This is a genomic window from Agromyces ramosus, assembly GCF_030817175.1.
GTDB lineage: Bacteria > Actinomycetota > Actinomycetes > Actinomycetales > Microbacteriaceae > Agromyces > Agromyces ramosus_A.
The window spans coordinates 3,018,419-3,035,486 of the sequence record NZ_JAUSYY010000001.1 but is presented as its reverse complement, the minus strand read 5'-3'; the positions used below and the strand labels follow the sequence as shown (position 1 = coordinate 3,035,486).

Below are 17,068 nucleotides of genomic sequence, written 5' to 3'. Positions count from 1 at the left end.
GTGCCGCCGAAGACCGTACCGCCCGCGGCGGCGAGCAGCTCGTCCCTTGAAGCGCCTGCGCTCGAACGTGCGTCTGCGCCGCTCAGCGCGAGGGCGCCTGCCCGGCCGGGGTCGAGGTCGAGGAGCGACGTGGCGACTCGATCGAGGAACTCGCGATCGTGGCTCGCGAACACCACCGGACCGCTCCAGGCGCGCAGGCGCGCCTCGAGGAACGCCGCCGCGTCGTCGTCGAGATGGTTCGTGGGCTCGTCGAGGAGCAACGCGTCGGGCGAGCTCAGCAGCAGCGCCGCGAGCGCGAACCTGCTGCGCTGGCCGCCCGAGAGCTCGCCGATGCGCCGGTCGAGACCGAGCCCCGCAACGCCGAGGCCCTCGAGCAGCTCGTCGCGGCGCGACGTGGCCGACCAGATGGCCGCACGCTCCGCGGCGTCGAGCGCCGCCGAATAGCGGGAAGCGGATGCCTCCGCGCCGTCGCCGAGGGCCGAGGCGGCAACGTCGAGCTCGCGTTCGATCGCGCGCACCTCGGCGAGTGCGGCCTCGAGCACTTCGTCGATGCGGTCGTCGGGCTGGAACGGCAGCTCCTGTGCGAGCAGCGCCGTTCGCCGCGGGCGGCTGATGCGCCCGTCGGTCGTGGCATCGTCGGATGCCACGGCGGTCGCGGCATCCGCTGAGCTCGCGGTCGCGGGATCCGCTCGGTCGCTTCCGCCGCCACTCGCGAGCAGGCGCAGCAGGGTGGACTTGCCCGCTCCGTTCTCGCCGATCAGCCCGAGGCGCTGGCCCGGGGCGACGGTGAAGTCGAGGTCGGTGAAGATGCGCCGGTCGGGGTAGGAGACCGAGAGCCCGTCGGCGCGAAGGTAGTGGGATGGAGAGACGCGTACAGCCATGGTGGCCGCCTTTCGCGAATGCCCCGGGTCGCCGGCGAGCGCCGTCGCAGCGACGACGACGAGCGGTGCACCGTGCGGAGCCGGCGCCGCGACAGCGGCAAGACGACGACCCGGGAGCGGAGTGTGGATCCCGCCGGGCATTGCCGTGGATGGGTGCACGCGACCGCTCTCGCGATCAGCACGGTGTGTGATCAGAACCGTGGGTACACCCGGTGTCTACGGCGCCTCAGGCGCGGGACGATGGGGTGTACTCACTTCATAGCGGGAACGACGCTAGCAGAGCTTTCGCGCGAATGGAAGCCGGCGAGGTGTCGGACTCAGGCGGTGAGCTCGAGGACCTTCGCGGTCTCGGCGAGTGCGGCTTCGGCAGCGGCCGGCTCGGCCGACAGTTGTCGACCGTAGCTCGGGATCATCTCGCGGAGCTTCGGCTCCCACGCGGCGATGCGATCGGGGAAGCATCGGGCGAGCACGTCGAGCATGATCGGCGCTGCGGTCGATGCGCCCGGTGACGCACCGAGGAGCCCGGCGATCGTGCCGTCGGCGCCGGTGATGATCTCGGTGCCGAACTGCAGGACACCGCCCTTCTCCGGATCTCTCTTCATGACCTGCACGCGCTGTCCGGCCGTGATGAGCTCCCAGTCGCGGTCTTTCGCGGTGGGCATGAACTCTCGGAGGGCGGCCAGCTTCTTGGCGCGCGAGGCGAGCAATTCCGAGACGAGGTACTTGACGAGGTCGAAGTTCTTGAACGCGACCTGCAGCATCGGGCCGAGGTTGTGCAGGCGCACCGAGAACGGCAGGTCGAACCACGTGCTCGTCTTCAGGAACTTGGGCGTGAACCCGGCGAACGGGCCGAAGAGCAGCGCAGTCTCGCCGTCGACGACGCGGGTGTCGAGGTGCGGCACCGACATCGGGGGCGCACCGACCGCGGCCTTGCCGTAGACCTTGGCCTGGTGCAGGGCGACGAGCTTCGGATTCGTTGTTCGGAAGAACTGGCCGGAGATCGGGAAGCCGCCGAAGCCCTTGATCTCGGGGATGCCGGAGTGCTGGAGCAGGGCGAGGGCACCGCCACCGGCGCCGACGAACACGAACCGGGCGTTCACGGTCTCGGGCATGTTGCCGACGAGATGGCGCACGCGAAGCTTCCAGGTGCCGTCTTTGCGACGCTTCAACCACGTGACCTGGTGGTTCGTGAGCACCGAGGCGCCACGACGCTCGAGGTCGCGGAGGAGATAGGTCGTGAGGGCCCCGAAGTCCACATCGGTGCCTGACGCGACGCGGGTCGCGGCGACCTTCTGCTTCGGGTTGCGCTTCTTCACGAGGAGCGGGGTCCACTCGGCGATGCGATCGAGGTCTTCGGTGTATTCCATGTCGGGGAACAGCGGTTCGTTCCGCAGCGCCTCGACTCGCTTCTTCAGGTAGTCGATGTTCGCCTGGCCCTTGACGAACGTCATGTGCGGCGTCGAGTTGATGAAATTGTGCGGCTCGGGCAGCGCGCCGATCGAGACAAGGTACGCCCAGTACTGCCGGCTCACCTGGAACTGCTCGTTGATGGCGACGGCCTTGGCTGCGCTCACCGTGCCGTCGGGGTTCTCGGGCATGTAGTTGAGCTCGCAGAGCGCCGCGTGACCGGTGCCCGCGTTGTTCCACGCGTTCGACGACTCCTGCGCGACCTCGCCGAGGCGCTCGTAGACGCGGATCGACCAGTCGGGCTGCAGTTGGGAGATCAGGGAGCCGAGCGTGGCGCTCATGATGCCCCCGCCGATCAGCACGACGTCGACGGATTCCTCTGAATTCACGGATTCCAGTCTAGGTGGCGTGGGAAGGTGCCTCTGACCGGGCAGCTTCGTCTCAGCCGGCGGCGCCCGGAAGTTGCGGGAGCCCGCGGTCGTCGAGCGGCCACCCGGGGTTGTGCGCGAGTTCCCAGAGGTTGCCGTCGGGGTCGGCGACGTACCCGCTGTAGCCACCCCACTCGGTCTCGGCCGCGGCCTTGGAGATCGAGCCGCCCGCGAGCACCCAGTCGCCGACTGCGTCGTCGACCTCCTCGCGGGAGGCGAGGTTGATGGCGAGCGCGACGGCGCGGAACGCGGGAGCGTTCGCGTGCATGGTCGGCAACGCGGCATCCTTCGCCAGCTCGGCGGTCTCCCAGAGGGCGAGCACGCCGCCGGGCGTCGCGAAGAACGCGACCTCGCCCGGGACTGAGGACGGCGCCTCGTGCCATCCGAGCTTGCGGTAGAACGCGGTGGCGGTGTCGACGTCGGAGACGCCGAGCGTGACCAGTGAGAATCGCTGCGGGATCGCCATGGAGCGAGCGTACGCCTCCCGTCCGGGCGGCGTCACGCGCTGCGGCGCTGCCGTATGCAAGTGGACAGGAGCCAGTCGACGCGCGCCGCAGCACCCGCCCGCTCAGAGCGCCGCGATGCCGCCGGCGATCAGGCCGATGCCGCCCGTGATGAGCGCGGCGGTGAGAACGGCGACACCCGCCCAGAGCAGCACGATGAGCCGATTCGGCCGCTCGGGATCCCGGCCGATCACGGAGAGGAAGAACCCCGCCGGCATGAGGATGGCGGCGATGGGCACCCCGACTCGGGCGAGCCAGAGCCAGAACCCGTCGAGCGCCGCGTGCGAGATGACCGCGAGGATCGCGATCGAGAGCACGAGCAGCACGGCGGCGTGGGCGTGACCCGCGCGGAAGAAGTTCTGCTGGAGGCGGTTGGCCGGCACCTTGCCACGCACGACGCGGGTGAGGAAGTAGCCCCCGCTCTCGACGGTGACGAGCGCGAGCAGGAGGATGCCGATGAGGATGAGATTCTCGGCGGACGGCATGAGCGATCCTTCCGGGTCATGTGATTGGATAGTAATACTCTCCAATACTAGAGAGTGGAACTATCCAATGCAAGGAGTCGGCATGCGCATGTCCGCCCTCGCCGAGGCGGCGGGTCTCCCGGTCGCGACCGTCAAGTTCTACCTGCGGGAGGGGCTGCTGCATCCCGGGGTGGCCACGTCGGCGACCCAGGCGAACTACGACGACGGTCACCTGCGGCGGCTTCGACTCGTGCGGGCGCTGACCGGCTCCGTCGGCCTCAGCGTGCAGCAGGCTCGCGCGGTGCTCGAGCTCGTCGACGACCCGGGCGATGACCTCTACGCGACGCTCGGCCGTGCCGTCAGCGCCCTCCCGCCCGCAGCGGCGCCGCCCCGCGATGACGCCGACCCCTATCCCCGTGCTCGGGCCGCACTCGACGCCCTCGGCCAGGTCTACGATCCCGACTTCGCCGCCGTCGGCCAACTCGAGGGCGCGCTCGCCGCCGCGGAGGCCGCAGGCATGCCGATCACCCCCGAACGCCTCGCCCACTACGGTCGCGCGCTCACCGAGATCGCCGACTACGACCTCGAACGGATGCCCCAGGAGCCGCACGCCGCGGTCGAGTACACCGTGCTCGGCACGGCGCTCTACGAACCGGTGCTCCTCGCCCTGCGGCGTCTCGCCCACCAGGACGCGGCCGTGCGCCGCCTGCGCGACGGCGACTGAAGCGTCAGGAGGCGAGCAACTCCGCGAGCCGCGGCAGCTGCGCCGGGTCCTCGAGCGCCGAGCCGACCGCGACCACGCGCACGCCCGCCTCGAGGAACGCGCCGGCGTTGTCGGCATCCATGCCGCCGGTCGCGACGAACCGCGCGTCGGGGAAGGGGCCCGACATCGCCCGGAACCAGGCGGTCCCGAGCGCCGACGCGGGGAAGGCCTTCAGCCAGGTGAGCCCGAACCGCATCGCGGCCTGCACCTCGCTCGCCGTCGCGACACCGGGCAGCGGAGGAAGGCCGGCTTCGGCCGAGATGCGCGCGATCTCGGCGTCGAAGCCCGGGCTGACGGTGAAGGTCGCGCCGGCCTCAGCGGCGATCTCGACCTGCCGGGGGGTGACCACCGTGCCGGCGCCGACGCGGCGACCGGCCTCGCGTGCTGCCGACGCGACGACGGTGAGCGCCTCGACGTCGACCGGAGTCTGGATCGGCAGCTCGACGAGGTCGATGCCGAGGCCCCACGCCGACCGGGCGAGGTCGAGGCTGCGTTCCACGCCCATGCCCCGGAAGATCGCCATGATCGGCGGACCGGCGAACAGCTCGTCGAACTCGGTGTTGCCGATGGTCATCGATCGCTCCTCGGGGTGGTGGTGGAGTGGGCACGCGGGAAGTCGGCGGTGTCGCCGAGCACCGTGACGGCACGGGAGTGCCCGGCGGCGACGCGTTCGAGCGGCGACGCGTTCGCGAGCAGGGCGTCGAGGTAGCCTGCGGCGAACGCGTCGCCGGCCCCCACGGGCTCGACGACCTCGACCTCGAACGCGGGCACCTCCGTCACCCCGGCCTCGGAGAACTCGGTGGCGAGCGCCGCGGCGTCCTTCACGACGAGCAGTCGCGGCTGCGGGAGCAGCGCCCGCACGGCGGCGGCGGATTCGGTGCCCCACAGCGCCGCGGCCTCGTCGAGTCCCACGAACACGAGGTCGGCGCGAGCCGCGAGGGAGCGCAGGCGTTCAGGCGCGGCATCCGCTGCCCAGAGTGCCGGGCGATGGTTCACGTCGAAGCTCACGAGCGCGGAGTCCCCGGCTGCGCGCTCGACGACGGCCTCCGCGAGGGCGTCGCAGCTGTCCGACAGGGCGGGCGTGATGCCGCTGAGATGCACGACGCGCGCCGTGCCGATGGGGAGGCCGCCGAGGAACGACGCGTCCATACGCGACGCCGCCGACCCGGAGCGGTAGTAGCGCACGCCGTTGCCGGGGTCCTTGAAGTAGACGCCGGTCGGGGCATCCGCCCGGGTGCCGACCCAGCGGGTGTCGACGCCGCGTTCGCCGAGTTGCCGCACGAGACGGCGGCCGAGCGCGTCGTCACCGACGACTCCGGCCCAGGCGGCGGGCCGGCCGAGTGCCGCGAGGTGCGAGGCGACATTCGCCTCAGCGCCGCCCGGATCGAGATGGAACCCGGTGGCGAGTTCGAGCGGCTCGGCGAGCGCGGGCGCCACGAGCACCATGGTCTCGCCGATGGCGACGACATCGGGAAGCGGGGGGGCCGGCACGGGCTCTATGCTGTCGTGTGTGCAGCTGCGGTGCAAGCGCGTTGCAGCAGCTGCAACATCAGGAGGAGAGCGGATGTCCCGAGCGCACGTGGCCGACCCGATCGCCGGCCTCGCCGACGAGCGCCTCGCGCCGAGCGACAAAGGACTCCCCAGCCGCGCGGCGGGCCTCACCGTCGCCGAGTTCCTCGACACCCGCCCGCGCCTCGGCGAGTTCTGGACCCCGGTCCTCGTCCTCGACGCGTCGGCGATGCACGCGAACGCCGAGGTGATCCAGGGCTTCGCGACGCAGCACGGCCTCGAGCTGATGCCGCACGGCAAGACCACGATGGCCCCCGAGCTGTGGCGACTGCAGCTCGACACGGGCGCCACCGGCATCACGCTCGCGACGCCGGGCCAAGTGCGCACCGCCCGGGCGTTCGGCATCACGTCGATCATGCTCGCGAACACGCTCGTGGCACCGGCTGGACTGCACTTCATCGCCGACGAGCTCGCCGATGCGGGCTTCGCGTTCTCGTGCTGGGCCGATTCGGAGGCGACCGTCGATGCCATGGAGCGCGGGCTCGCCGGGTTCTCGCTCGCGCGCCCGATCGACGTGCTCGTCGACCTCGGGGCCGCCGGAGGCCGCACCGGCGCCCGCGGGGTCGACACGGCCCTCGCGGTGGCACGACGCATCGCCGCCTCGCCCGTGCTGCGCCTCGCGGGCGTCGCCGGCTACGAGGGCAGCCTCGGCCACGACCGCTCCCCCGCCGCACTCGACGTGGTACGGGGCTACCTCACGGAGCTCGTCGAACTCGCCGCCGCCGTGCGCCCGCTCATCGACGGCGCCCCCGTCGTGAGCGCGGGCGGCAGCGCCTACCTCGATGTCGTGGCCGAGGTGTTCGCTTCCGCGACCGCGACCTCAGACGATCGCGACGCAGCGGGCGACGACGGGAACGCGACCCGCTGGATCCTCCGCTCCGGGGCGTCCCTCCTCCACGACCACGGCTTCTACCGCGGCATCTCGCCGCTCGATGCGGCCACCGGCGTCGAGCGTCCGCTGCGTCCCGCGATGCGAGGCTATGCGCGCGTCGCCTCGCATCCCGAGCCCGGCCTCGCCCTCCTCGACGGCGGCAAGCGCGACTTCCCGTTCGACGAGGGGCTGCCCGTTCCGCTCACCGTCGCCCCCGAGCTCGGCACGGCGGGGCGACCGCTCGTCGGGGCATCCGTCACCGCACTCAACGACCAGCACGCCTACCTGCGATCGGATGCCGCGCTGCCGGTGGCCGTCGGCGACGTCGTGTCGCTCGGCCTCTCGCATCCGTGCACCGCGTTCGACAAGTGGCGCTTCATCCCCGTGGTCGAGCACGCCGGCTCCGACCTCGTCGTCGGCCTCGTGCGCACGTTCTTCTAGGAGCGACGGTGGCCCACCTCATCACGAACGTGCTCGTCGCCGACGGCGACGGTTCGCCGCCCGATGCCGTCGACGTGCGCATCGAGGGCGACACGATCGCCGAGATCCGGCCGGCGACCGGTGGCGCCGACCGCCCTCGCGAGCCCGGCGACACCGTGCTCGACGGCCGCGGCCGCCTGCTGATGCCGGGATTCGTCGACGCGCACGCGCACGCCGACGGGCGGCTCTTCGACCCCGACGTGCAACTGGCCCTGCTGCGGCAGGGCGTGACGACCGTGATCGGCGGTCAGGACGGCGTCTCGTACGCGCCCGGCGACGGCGGTTACGCGAGCGAGTACTTCGCCGCGATCAACGGGCCGCACCCGTCGTACCGTGGCGGCGGCATCGGCGCGCTGCTGGCCGGCTACGACGGCGTGACCCCGGTGAACGCGTCCATGCTGGTGCCCGCAGGCACGGTGCGCCGGCTCGTGTGCGGGCGGTCGACGGATGCCGCGTCCGCGGCCGAACTCGAGCGCATGACGGCACTCGTGGCCGACGGGCTCGATGATGGCGCCCTCGGCCTCTCGACGGGCCTCGACTACGTGCCCGGCGCCTTCGCCACGACCGCGGAACTCGCGGCCATCGCCGCTCCGGTCGCCGGGGTCGGCGGCGTCTACGTCTCCCACATGCGGGGCGGCTACGAGGCGAACTCGGCCGCCGGCATCGCCGAGATCGCGGCGATCGCCCGGCACGCGGGCGTGCGAGTGCACGTGTCGCACTTCCACGCGGAACCCTCGATCGTGCATGCGCTGCTCGGCGAGCTGGTCGCGGCGGGGGTCGATGCGAGCTTCGACGCGTATCCGTACACCCGGGGCTGCTCGATCCTCGCGATGCCCATCCTCCCGGCCGAGCTCACCGTGCGCCCGCTCCACGAGGTGCTCGCCGTGCTCGCCGACCCCGACCAGCGCGAGCGGCTCCGCACCGAGTGGTTCCCCGCGATCGCACGGTACGCGAGCCTCGGACCGGAGTGGCCGTCGATGATCACGCTGGCGCACGTGGCCGCGCCCGACTACGCGTGGGCGCACGGGATGACGATCGCCGCGGCATCCGATCGGGCCGGCACCGACGCCGCGCGATTCACCCTCGACCTGCTCCTGGCCTCGCGGCTCGAGGTCAACGTCGTGATGGCGGTGCCGCACGAGCGCGGCGACGCGGAGCTCGCGTCGATCCTCACCCACCCCGCCGCGATCGGCGGCTCCGACGGCATCTTCGTCGGCGCCCATCCGCACCCGCGGGCGCGCGGCACCTTCGCGCGCTACCTCCGATCGCTCGTCGTCGACCGGGCCGCGCTGAGCTGGGCGGATGCCGCGGCGCTCGTCTCCACGCGTGCCGCCGACCGCTTCGGACTCGGCCGGCGCGGGCGCGTGCACACAGGGTGGATCGCCGATCTCGCGCTCGTCGACCCCGGCTCCGTGCGGGATACGGCGACCTACGAGCATCCGCTCGCCCTCGCCGAGGGCATCGACGACGTGTTCGTCGCGGGCGTGCCCGTGTTGGCGGCCGGCGCCCTCACCGGCGCGACGCCGGGACGGGGCATCCGCCGCACCGACCGCACCACCGAGGGGGCCTGACATGTCGCAGAGCGTGAAGCGAGCCGCCCGCATCATCGACGCGATCGCCGCCGACCCCCGAACCGTCGCCGAGCTCGCCGAGACCTTCGGGCTGCACCGTTCGACCATGTTCCGCGAACTGCAGGCGCTCGAGGAGGTGGGCTGGGTGCGCCGGCGCGGCTCCGGCCGCTACACCCTGGGCAGCCGGCTCGCCGCGCTCTCGAAGGAGGCGCTCGACTCGCTCGACCTGCGCGAAGCCGGCGCCGAGCATGTGCGGCGCCTGCAGCGGCGCACCGGCAACACCGTGCACCTCGCCGCCCTCATGGACCGCTCGATCGTCTACGTCGACAAGGCCGAAGACGAATCGGGCGTGCGCATGTACTCGCGCATCGGCCGGGCGGTGATCCCCTACTGCTCGGGGGTCGGCAAGGCGATCCTCGCCGGGCTCGGCCCCGCCGCCCGTGACGCCGTGCTCGCGGGCGTCACGTGGGAGCGCTACACCGACCACACCATCACCAGCCGCGAGCGCCTCGACCACGAGCTCGCGCTCACCGCCTCACGCGGCTACGCCACCGACGACCGCGAGTTCGAGCCGTTCGTCAACTGCGTCGCGGTGCCGATCCGCACGCCCATGGGCACCGTCGGCGCGATCTCGGTCACGGCGATCCGCATGGTCGCCGACCTCGACCGACTCAAAGCGCACCTGCCCGCCCTGCGGGAGGCGGCAGATGCCATCGCCCGCGAGATCAGCTGAGCGGATGCCCCGGCGCCCGCGGCCGCGGCATCCGTCGCCCCACCCACACCACAACAGGAGGAACCATGTCCAAGACCGCCGTCACCCTCTCGAACGCGCCGAAGCCGGCCGGGCCGTACAGCCACGGCGTCGTTGCGAACGGATTCCTGTACACCGCGGGGTTCGGCCCGCAGGATCCGGCGACGGGGCTCGTCGTCGAGGGCGGTGCGGCCGAGCAGACCCGCCAGGTGCTGCGCAACGTCGGCGCCGTGCTCGCCGAGTACGGGCTCACCTTCGACGACGTGGTGAAGGTCACCGCACACCTCGAGGATCTTGCCGACTTCGCCGAGTACAACGTGGCCTACGCGGAGTTCTTCACCGAGCCGTACCCCGTGCGGACGACGGTCGGCTCGCGCCTCGCCGACATCCTCGTCGAGATCGACGTGGTCGCGGCGATCCCGCAGGACTGAGCTCAGGCGATGCCGCCGCCGTCGACGACGAGGGCGGAGCCCGTGACGTAGCTCGACTCGTCGCTCGCGAGCCACACGACGGCCGCGGCGATCTCGCGCGGCTCGCCCATGCGCTGCAACGGCCGGTCGGCGGCCTCGGCGAGGAACGCGTCGGCGTCCTGCGAGAGCTGGCGCGCCTCGTCACGGAGCATGCCGGTGTTCACGTCGCCCGGGTTCACCGAGTTCACCCGGATGCCCTGCCGGCCGTGGTCGATCGCGAGCGCCCGCGTCATGTTCACGACGGCGCCCTTCGACGCGCAGTAGGAGATCGCACGGCCGCCGCCCTTCAGGCCCCAGCCCGAGCCGGTGTTCACGATCGAACCGCCACCGGCTGCCGCCATGATCGGCACGACGTGCTTGCACATGAGGAAGATCGAGCGCACGTTCACGCCGAACACCCGGTCCCACTCCTCGACGGTCGTCTCGACCGCGGTCGTGCGCCGGATGATGCCCGCGTTGTTGAAGACGACGCTCACGCCGCCGAACTCGGCGACGGTCGCGCCGACGACTCGTTCGATGTCGACCTCGCTCGAGACATCCGCCGCGATGGCGATCGCGATGCCGCCCGCCTCGCGGATCTCGGCGGCGACCGCCTCGGCAGCCTCGGCGTTCAGGTCGACGACCGCGACGGCCGCGCCCTCGGCTGCGAGGGCGAGCGAGGTGGCCCGGCCGATGCCGCCGGCGCCGCCCGTGACGATTGCCTGCTTGTTCTCAAGGCGCATGGCCTTCTCCTTCGTGTTCCGGTGCGTTGACAGGGTAGATGCTGGTGGTCGAGGGTCCGGTGATCACGCGGATGAATCCGGCGAGGCCGGCGTCGACCCGGGGGTCCCCGGTGTCGACGAGCAGGGGTCGCCCGCCGAGGTCGATGAGCTTCTGCTCGGGAGCGACGACGAGCAGTGGGTCGTCGCCGAGCGCGCGAAGCACCCGCGCCGACAGCTGCTGGTTGCCGCGGCCGAGGAGGAAGCCCTGGCCGCCGATGACGGTCACGACGGCTCGGGCGGGGCCGCGGGCGATCTCTGACAACAGCTCCGCCTCGGAGGCACCGGCGATCACGCGGCGCCCGTCGAGTACGACGTCGACGCCGAGCGGCGTCTTCGGCACGCCGAGCCGGCGAGCGAGCTCGGTCATCGTGCCGCCCGGGCCGAGCAGGTAGCGGACTCCGGGCCGAATGGCGGATGCCGCGCCCCGCGCGGCTGCACGAACCGCGGCGTGCTCGTCGGCGGGCGTCGCCGCCTTGCGCGCCTGAGTACGGCCCGGCCGGAACGGCACGGCGAGCGTACCGAAGAGGCGCGGTTCGACCCGCGCGTGCCGCAGCGCCTCCTCGTCGACGTCGAGCACCTCTTGCTCGTGCACGGGGAGACCGCCTTCGGCGAGCCACGCCGCGGCGACTCCGCCGGCCGCGCGAGGGCTCACCGCGAAGACCGGCGAGTACATCTTCACGCCGGCGGGGATTCCGAGCGCGGCGGCATCGGAGCCGAGCCCCGCCGCGACGTCCCGTGCCGTGCCGTCGCCGCCGACGAAGAGCACGAGCGACGCGCCGGCGTCGGCGAGCGCGCGGGCCGCGTCGGTGGTGTCGGCGGCATCCGTCGGCTCGCCCGGCTGCGCGACGACGACGGGTTCGAGACCGGCCGCGCGCGCGACATCCGCTCCCATTGCGCCCGCCACCGTCAGCACGCGGGTGCCGGGATGCGCCGAGGCGACCACCCCGAGGGCGATGAGTGCCCGCTCAGCCGCTCGTGACGCCGCGCCGCGTGCGCCCGCACGCGCCTGCACCGCGGCCCCGTCGCTGCCGGCGAGGCCCGCGGGACCGCCGATCCCGGCGACGGGGTTCACGATGAGTCCGAGCATGCTCAGGCGGCGGCGTCGCCGAAGTACTTCCGCTGGTACGCACGCCACGTGATCGCCCAGCGCTCGGGGTCGTCGAGGTCGTCGTGGTGCGTGTGGTGCACGGTCTGCCGATGCGGCGCCGTGCGAACCGTCTCGGCGTCGTCGCGCGCCTCACGGGCGATCTCGGCGAGCACGGCCGCGTACTCGTCGAGCTCGGCCATCGAGTAGGACTCGGTGGGCTCGAGGGTGAACGGCTGCGGCACGACGTAGGGGTGGTGGCTCGTCCAGTAGTGCATGCCGAAATCGGATGCCCGTATGCCGATCTCCTCAGAGGTGACGCCGGTGTCCTCGAAGAGGTCCTGCCACGAGTAGCGCACCTGCTCGATGCGGCGACGGCCCGTGGCATAGGGAGCCGACGCACCGGGGATCTCCAGCACCTTCTTCATCAGGTAGTTGTTGTTCAGCACGGCGATCTCCGCGACGGCGCGGAGTCCCTCGGCGCCGAGCGCCATCATCCACGAGTAGGCGCGCACGATGTTCGGGATGACCCCGAAGAACGGCGCGACCGCGCCGATCGACTGCTCCCCGGCCTCACGCACTACGAAGCGGTCGCCCTCACGCGCGACCCGCGGGCCGGGCAGGAACGGTGCGAGCGCCGCGCTCACGCCGTTGGCGCCGGCGCCCGGCCCTCCGCAGGCGTGCGGCGTGCCGAAGGTCTTGTGCAGGTTGAAGTGGCACACGTCGAAGCCGGCGTCGCGAGCGCGTGTGATGCCGAGGATGCCGTTGGCGTTCGCCTGGTCGTAGGAGGCGAGCGCACCGACCCCGTGCGCGGCATCCACCCACTCCTTGATGGCGGGGTTGTAGATGCCGGTGTCCTCGGGGTTCGTGACCATGATCGCCGCGGTGCGCGGCGAGAGTGCACGCTTCAGCGCCTCGAGGTCGGGGTAGCCGTCGGCGTCGGGGTAGAGCGTGATGACGTCGTACCCGGCTGCCTTCGCCGCCGCCGCGTTCGAGGGGTGGCTGAAGATCGTCGTGATGACCTCGCGACGCTGCTCACCCTCGCCGTTCGCCTCGTGGAACGCGCGGATCATCGCGATGTTCGACCAGATCGCGGCGGAGCCGCCCTGCGTGTGCAGCGACACCTCGTCCATTCCCGAGATCTCGGCGAGCATGCGCTCGGTCTGCCAGACGATCTCGAGCACGCCCTGCGCGTCGGCCGGGTCCTGCAGCGGGTGCATGGCCGTGAGCCCGGGCGTGCGGATGAGCTGCTCGTTGACCTTCGGCGCGTACTTCATCGTGCAAGTGCCCTGGCCGATGTCGACATTCAGGTCGGCGCCGAGGTTCTCCTGCGAGAGCCGCAGGTAATGCTTCAGCACGCGCATCTGGCCCATCTCGGGCAGGGCGGGCGGCGCCTGCCTGCGGAGGCCGGCCGGCAGCTCGGAGACGACGTCGCCGACGGCGTCACGCACGCCGGGTTCGATGCCGGTGACGAGCACGCCGCGCTCGCCGGGCGTCGAGAGCTCGAAGATGATCGGCTCGTCCCAGCTCGCCTGGTGGAAGCGCCGGAGGGCGGGCTTGGGTGCGACGGGGAGGCTCATGCGCTCTGCTCCTCGAGGATCGGGGCGGACACGGTGGTCGCGCCGGGGTCGGTCGGGTCGGTGTCGGATGCCCCGGCGGCGGCGTTGCCCGTACGTGCCGCGAGGGCTGCGAGCTCGGCGGACAGGCGGTCGATGTCGCGCTGGCTGGTCATCTCCGTGACGCAGACGAGCAGCTGGTGCTGGTCCACCGGGACGCCGGGTTCGATGCCCTCGGCCCGCAGTGCATCGACGACGTCGGCGGCACCGAGCCCTGCACCGGAGAGGTCGATCGTGAACTCGCGGAGGTGCACCGCGCGGTCGCCGAGCGCAACGCCCGGGATCTCGGCGAGCGCCCGCTGGGCGTAGCGCGTGCGGGCGAGCAGCACCTCGCCGAGGTCGCGCATGCCCTGCGGACCCATGAGCGCGAGGTAGACGCCGGCGGCGATGCCCCAAAGGGCGGCGGCCGTGCCGACCCACTCCTTGCCCTCCTCGCGCTGCGCGAAGGAGGTGCGGTCGTAGGCGACGTCGCCGAAGCCGTACTCCCCCGGCACGTCGGTCGTCGCGAGCCCGAAGAGGCGCGAGGGCATCTCCATGATGAAGCGCGGGTCGTCGTGCACGGCGATGAAGCCGCCGTGCGCGCCGCCGAACCACTGGTGCAGTCCGAGCGACTGGATGTCGCCGCAGACGATGTCGGCGCCCTGCTCGGCGGGCGGGGTGAGCACGCCGTAGCCGATGGGGTCGGTGCCGACCACGAGCACGGCGCCGACATCATGGGCGGCGTCCGCGATCTCCTGCAGCCGCGCCTCGAGGGCGCCGGTGCGGCTCGGGGTCTCGACCCACACCGCCGCCACGTCTTCGGCGAGCCGCGAGGCGAGCCCTGTGACATCCGCGACTCCGTCGACGGTGTCGACGAACTCGAGGTCGAGGAGCACGCGCACGAAGTCGCGCACTTTGGAGAGCTTGTCCGGCAGCACGTCGCTCGCGACGAGGACCCGGCGTCGACCCGACATCCGGCCCGCCATGGACAGCGCCGTCGCCGTGGCCTGGAAGCCGTCGTAGGTCGGCACGTTCACGACATCCATGGCGAGGAGCTCCGCCATGAGCGACTGGTACTGGAACAGGGCCTGGAAGCGGCCGTGGTCCTCGTACGGCTCGCCCGCGTACGCGGTCAGGAACTCACTGCGATTGATGACCTCGTCGACGACCGCGGGCACGTAGTGGTGATAGGTGCCGGCACCGAGGAAGCTCAGCCGCTGCCGGGTCGAGACGTTCTTCGCGAGGAGGCCCTCGACGTGGCGCACGAGGTCCTGCTCGGCGGTGAACGGCGTCGGCAGGTCGAGCGGCCGGTCGAGCCGGAGCTCTGCCGGAACGTCGGCGTAGAACTCGTCGACGGATGCCGCGCCCACGGCGGCCAGCATGGCGGCCTTCGACTTGGGGGCGGTGTTCGGGATGTACGGATGGACGAAGGGATCGGTCATTGGTGCCTCAGTCGGTGGTGTCGGACAGGGTGATGGAGGGGGCGGAATCCGCGCGCGGTGCGGCGAGCACGGCGGCGCCGTAGCGCGGGAGCGTCAGCCGACCGGTGACCGTCTCGCCGCCCAGCAGGTCGAGCACGCCGGCGGGCACGTCGACCGTGCGCTCGGTGCGACCGTGGTTCAGCACGAAGGTGTAGTCGGTGGACTCATCGCTGCGGGTCACCACCTCGAGGTCGGTCTCCGGTCGCTCGCGGGCCGGGAGCCCGGCAGCCTCGAGCACGGCACGCATGAGCGCGATGGTGCCGGATGCCTCGAGCACGGCGCTGAGGTACCACGCGGAGCCGGCATCGTGCACGCGGCGAGTGGCGGCGGGGCGGCCCTCGAGCTCGCCGCTCGCGTAGCGGGCGACCACCTCGGTGCCCTCGTGCACCTCGAGCCACTCCGCCCCACACCGGGTTCGCGAACTCGCCGCCGGCGCCGAACTGCACGCGCTCGGCGAGGCCGTCGGGTACAGGCCAGTGCTCGTCGACCTCGACGCCGAGGAGGTCGCGCAGCGGTCCGGGCGCGCCGCCCTCGTGCACCTTCTCGGTGGCGTCGACGACGCCCGAGAACGGCCCGACCACGAGCTGGCCGCCCCGGGCGACGAACGCGGCGAGCGATGCGGCTTGCGTGGCATCCGCGATGTAGAGGTTCGGCACCAGCACGACGTCGTACCCGTCGAACGGGCCGGTCGCGCGAACCGTGTCGACCGGGTGTCCGAGCGCGTGGCAGGCTGCATGCCAGGCGCGCGCCTGCGCCAGCCAGTTCAGCCGTTGCGACGGCAGCGACTCGGCGGCCGACGAGCCCCACCACGAGTCCCAGTCGACGACGAGCGCGACGGATGCCCGCACTCGCGTGCCGCGAACCGGTGCAAGCCGCTGGAGCTCGGCGCCGAGCGCCTTCATCTCCTGAAAGCTGCGGGATGCCTCACCACGGTGCCCGAGCATCGCCGAGTGGAACTTCTCCTGGCCGTACTTGGCTTGACGCCACTGGAAGAACATCGCGCCGTCGGAGCCGTGCGCGATGGCCTGCAGGCTGTCGATGCGCATCCTGCCGGGCGCCTTGGGCACGTTGACGTCACGCCAGCTCACGGCGCTCGCCGCCTGCTCGAGCAGGAGCCACGGCTGCCCGCCCTTCAGCGAGCGCATGAGCCCGTAGTTGAGCGCGGCCGGCACGTGGGCGTTCGGGTCCGCGGGATCGGGATATGCGTCGTCAGTGACGAGGTCTTCGGCGGCTGCAAAGTCCCAGTAGTCGAGGTCGCGCAGGAGGCTCATGAAGTTCGTCGTCACCGCAATGTCGGGGGTCACCGCGCGCAGCACGTCGACCTCGACCCGGAAGAGCTCGAGCAACGCGTCGGAGGAGAAACGCTCGAAGTCGAGGAGGTGCGTCGGGTTGATCGGCCCGGTCGCCGCGCGCGGCGCCTCGATGTGCGCCCACTCGGTGTAGCGCTGGCCCCAGACGTTCACGCCCCAGGCGTCGTTGAGCCCGTCGAGGTCGCCGTAGCGCGCTTCGAGCCAGCGGCGGAAATGAGCGGATGACTCGGGGCACCAGCAGCGCGACACGTGATCGCCGTACTCGTTCGAGACGTGCCACAGCGCGAGCGCGGGGTGCTCTCCGTAGCGCTCGGCCATCGCGCGGGCCATCCGTGCCACGTGTTCGCGCCAGACCGGCGAGCTCGGGCAGTAGGCCTGCCGCGAGCCGAATCCGAGGCGGCGGCCGTGCTCATCGCACGGGAGCATCTCGGGGTGGCTGCGCACGAGCCAGGACGGCGGCGTGGCGGTGGCCGTCGCGAGGTCGATGCGGATGCCGGCATCCCAGAGCACGTCGATCACCCGGTCGAGCCAGCCCCAGTCGTATTCACCGGGTCGGGGCTCGAGCTGCGGCCACGAGAACACCGGCAGGCTCACGAGGTTGACGCCGGCCTCGCGCATGAGTCGCGCGTCGTCGTGCCAGGTCTCCTCCGGCCACTGGTCGGGGTTGTAGTCGCCGCCG

Annotated in this window: 15 protein-coding genes and 3 pseudogenes; 5 read left to right on the top strand and 13 right to left on the bottom strand. The window is 71.9% G+C overall.

Annotated elements, in window-relative coordinates:
- Window positions 1–248: 248 nt before the first annotated feature.
- From QFZ26_RS18940 to QFZ26_RS14225, 4 genes and pseudogenes are all read right to left on the bottom strand, one after another.
- Window positions 249–881, bottom strand: a pseudogene (locus QFZ26_RS18940) (ATP-binding cassette domain-containing protein); the annotation flags it as partial.
- A 317-nt stretch (window positions 882–1,198) separates the two neighbouring features.
- Complete coding sequence (locus QFZ26_RS14235; protein WP_307043208.1) at window positions 1,199–2,677, bottom strand: malate:quinone oxidoreductase; 1,479 nt, start codon at window positions 2,675–2,677, stop codon at window positions 1,199–1,201.
- 52 nt (window positions 2,678–2,729) lie between these two features.
- Window positions 2,730–3,182: a VOC family protein gene (locus QFZ26_RS14230; RefSeq protein ID WP_307043206.1), complete on the bottom strand. Its 453-nt coding sequence runs from the start codon at window positions 3,180–3,182 to the stop codon at window positions 2,730–2,732.
- 102 nt (window positions 3,183–3,284) lie between these two features.
- Window positions 3,285–3,704, bottom strand: a complete 420-nt coding sequence (locus QFZ26_RS14225) for a hypothetical protein (RefSeq protein ID WP_307043204.1) — start codon at window positions 3,702–3,704, stop codon at window positions 3,285–3,287.
- A gap of 82 nt (window positions 3,705–3,786) precedes the next feature.
- Between QFZ26_RS14225 and QFZ26_RS14220 the strand changes: the two genes are divergently transcribed.
- Window positions 3,787–4,407 carry a MerR family transcriptional regulator gene (locus tag QFZ26_RS14220; protein ID WP_307043202.1) on the top strand — a complete coding sequence of 207 codons (621 nt, stop codon included), beginning with the start codon at window positions 3,787–3,789 and terminating at the stop codon, window positions 4,405–4,407.
- 4 nt (window positions 4,408–4,411) lie between these two features.
- Here the strand turns inward: QFZ26_RS14220 and QFZ26_RS14215 are convergent, their stop codons facing one another.
- Window positions 4,412–5,020, bottom strand: coding sequence for a bifunctional 4-hydroxy-2-oxoglutarate aldolase/2-dehydro-3-deoxy-phosphogluconate aldolase (locus QFZ26_RS14215; RefSeq protein WP_307043199.1), 609 nt, complete (start codon window positions 5,018–5,020; stop codon window positions 4,412–4,414).
- Window positions 5,017–5,937, bottom strand: a complete 921-nt coding sequence (locus QFZ26_RS14210; protein ID WP_307043197.1) for a sugar kinase — start codon at window positions 5,935–5,937, stop codon at window positions 5,017–5,019. The genes QFZ26_RS14215 and QFZ26_RS14210 overlap by 4 nt, the downstream gene beginning before the upstream one ends.
- A gap of 73 nt (window positions 5,938–6,010) precedes the next feature.
- On the opposite strand from QFZ26_RS14210, the gene QFZ26_RS14205 reads away from it, so the two are divergent.
- The 4 genes from QFZ26_RS14205 to QFZ26_RS14190 all read left to right on the top strand — a co-directional run bounded on the left by QFZ26_RS14205 (window position 6,011) and on the right by QFZ26_RS14190 (window position 10,119).
- Window positions 6,011–7,327: an alanine racemase gene (locus tag QFZ26_RS14205; RefSeq protein WP_307043195.1), complete on the top strand. Its 1,317-nt coding sequence runs from the start codon at window positions 6,011–6,013 to the stop codon at window positions 7,325–7,327.
- Between the two features lie 8 nt (window positions 7,328–7,335).
- On the top strand, window positions 7,336–8,937 hold the full coding sequence (locus tag QFZ26_RS14200) for an N-acyl-D-amino-acid deacylase family protein (protein ID WP_307043193.1): 1,602 nt from the start codon (window positions 7,336–7,338) through the stop codon (window positions 8,935–8,937).
- Between the two features lies 1 nt (window position 8,938).
- Entirely contained in the window at window positions 8,939–9,670 is a 732-nt protein-coding gene (locus tag QFZ26_RS14195; RefSeq protein ID WP_307043191.1) for an IclR family transcriptional regulator, read from the top strand.
- A gap of 65 nt (window positions 9,671–9,735) precedes the next feature.
- Window positions 9,736–10,119, top strand: a complete 384-nt coding sequence (locus QFZ26_RS14190; RefSeq protein WP_307043189.1) for a RidA family protein — start codon at window positions 9,736–9,738, stop codon at window positions 10,117–10,119.
- 2 nt (window positions 10,120–10,121) lie between these two features.
- Here the strand turns inward: QFZ26_RS14190 and QFZ26_RS14185 are convergent, their stop codons facing one another.
- The 7 genes and pseudogenes from QFZ26_RS14185 to QFZ26_RS14155 form a co-directional block, all read right to left on the bottom strand.
- Window positions 10,122–10,880 carry an SDR family NAD(P)-dependent oxidoreductase gene (locus QFZ26_RS14185; RefSeq protein WP_307043187.1) on the bottom strand — a complete coding sequence of 253 codons (759 nt, stop codon included), beginning with the start codon at window positions 10,878–10,880 and terminating at the stop codon, window positions 10,122–10,124.
- On the bottom strand, window positions 10,870–12,006 hold the full coding sequence (locus QFZ26_RS14180; protein WP_307043185.1) for an ATP-NAD kinase family protein: 1,137 nt from the start codon (window positions 12,004–12,006) through the stop codon (window positions 10,870–10,872). Before QFZ26_RS14180 ends, QFZ26_RS14185 begins: the two co-directional genes overlap by 11 nt.
- A 2-nt stretch (window positions 12,007–12,008) precedes the next feature.
- Window positions 12,009–13,583, bottom strand: coding sequence for an aminomethyl-transferring glycine dehydrogenase subunit GcvPB (gcvPB, locus tag QFZ26_RS14175; protein WP_307043183.1), 1,575 nt, complete (start codon window positions 13,581–13,583; stop codon window positions 12,009–12,011).
- Window positions 13,580–15,040, bottom strand: a complete 1,461-nt coding sequence (gene gcvPA / locus QFZ26_RS14170) for an aminomethyl-transferring glycine dehydrogenase subunit GcvPA (protein ID WP_307043182.1) — start codon at window positions 15,038–15,040, stop codon at window positions 13,580–13,582. Before gcvPA ends, gcvPB begins: the two co-directional genes overlap by 4 nt.
- A 7-nt stretch (window positions 15,041–15,047) precedes the next feature.
- Window positions 15,048–15,260 carry a Beta-galactosidase C-terminal domain gene (locus QFZ26_RS14165; protein WP_307045089.1) on the bottom strand — a complete coding sequence of 71 codons (213 nt, stop codon included), beginning with the start codon at window positions 15,258–15,260 and terminating at the stop codon, window positions 15,048–15,050.
- Window positions 15,261–15,356: 96 nt separating this feature from the next.
- A pseudogene (locus QFZ26_RS14160) lies at window positions 15,357–15,449 on the bottom strand (hypothetical protein); the annotation flags it as partial.
- 118 nt (window positions 15,450–15,567) lie between these two features.
- Window positions 15,568–17,007: pseudogene (locus QFZ26_RS14155) on the bottom strand (beta-galactosidase); the annotation flags it as partial.
- Between the last annotated feature and the right edge of the window lie 61 nt (window positions 17,008–17,068).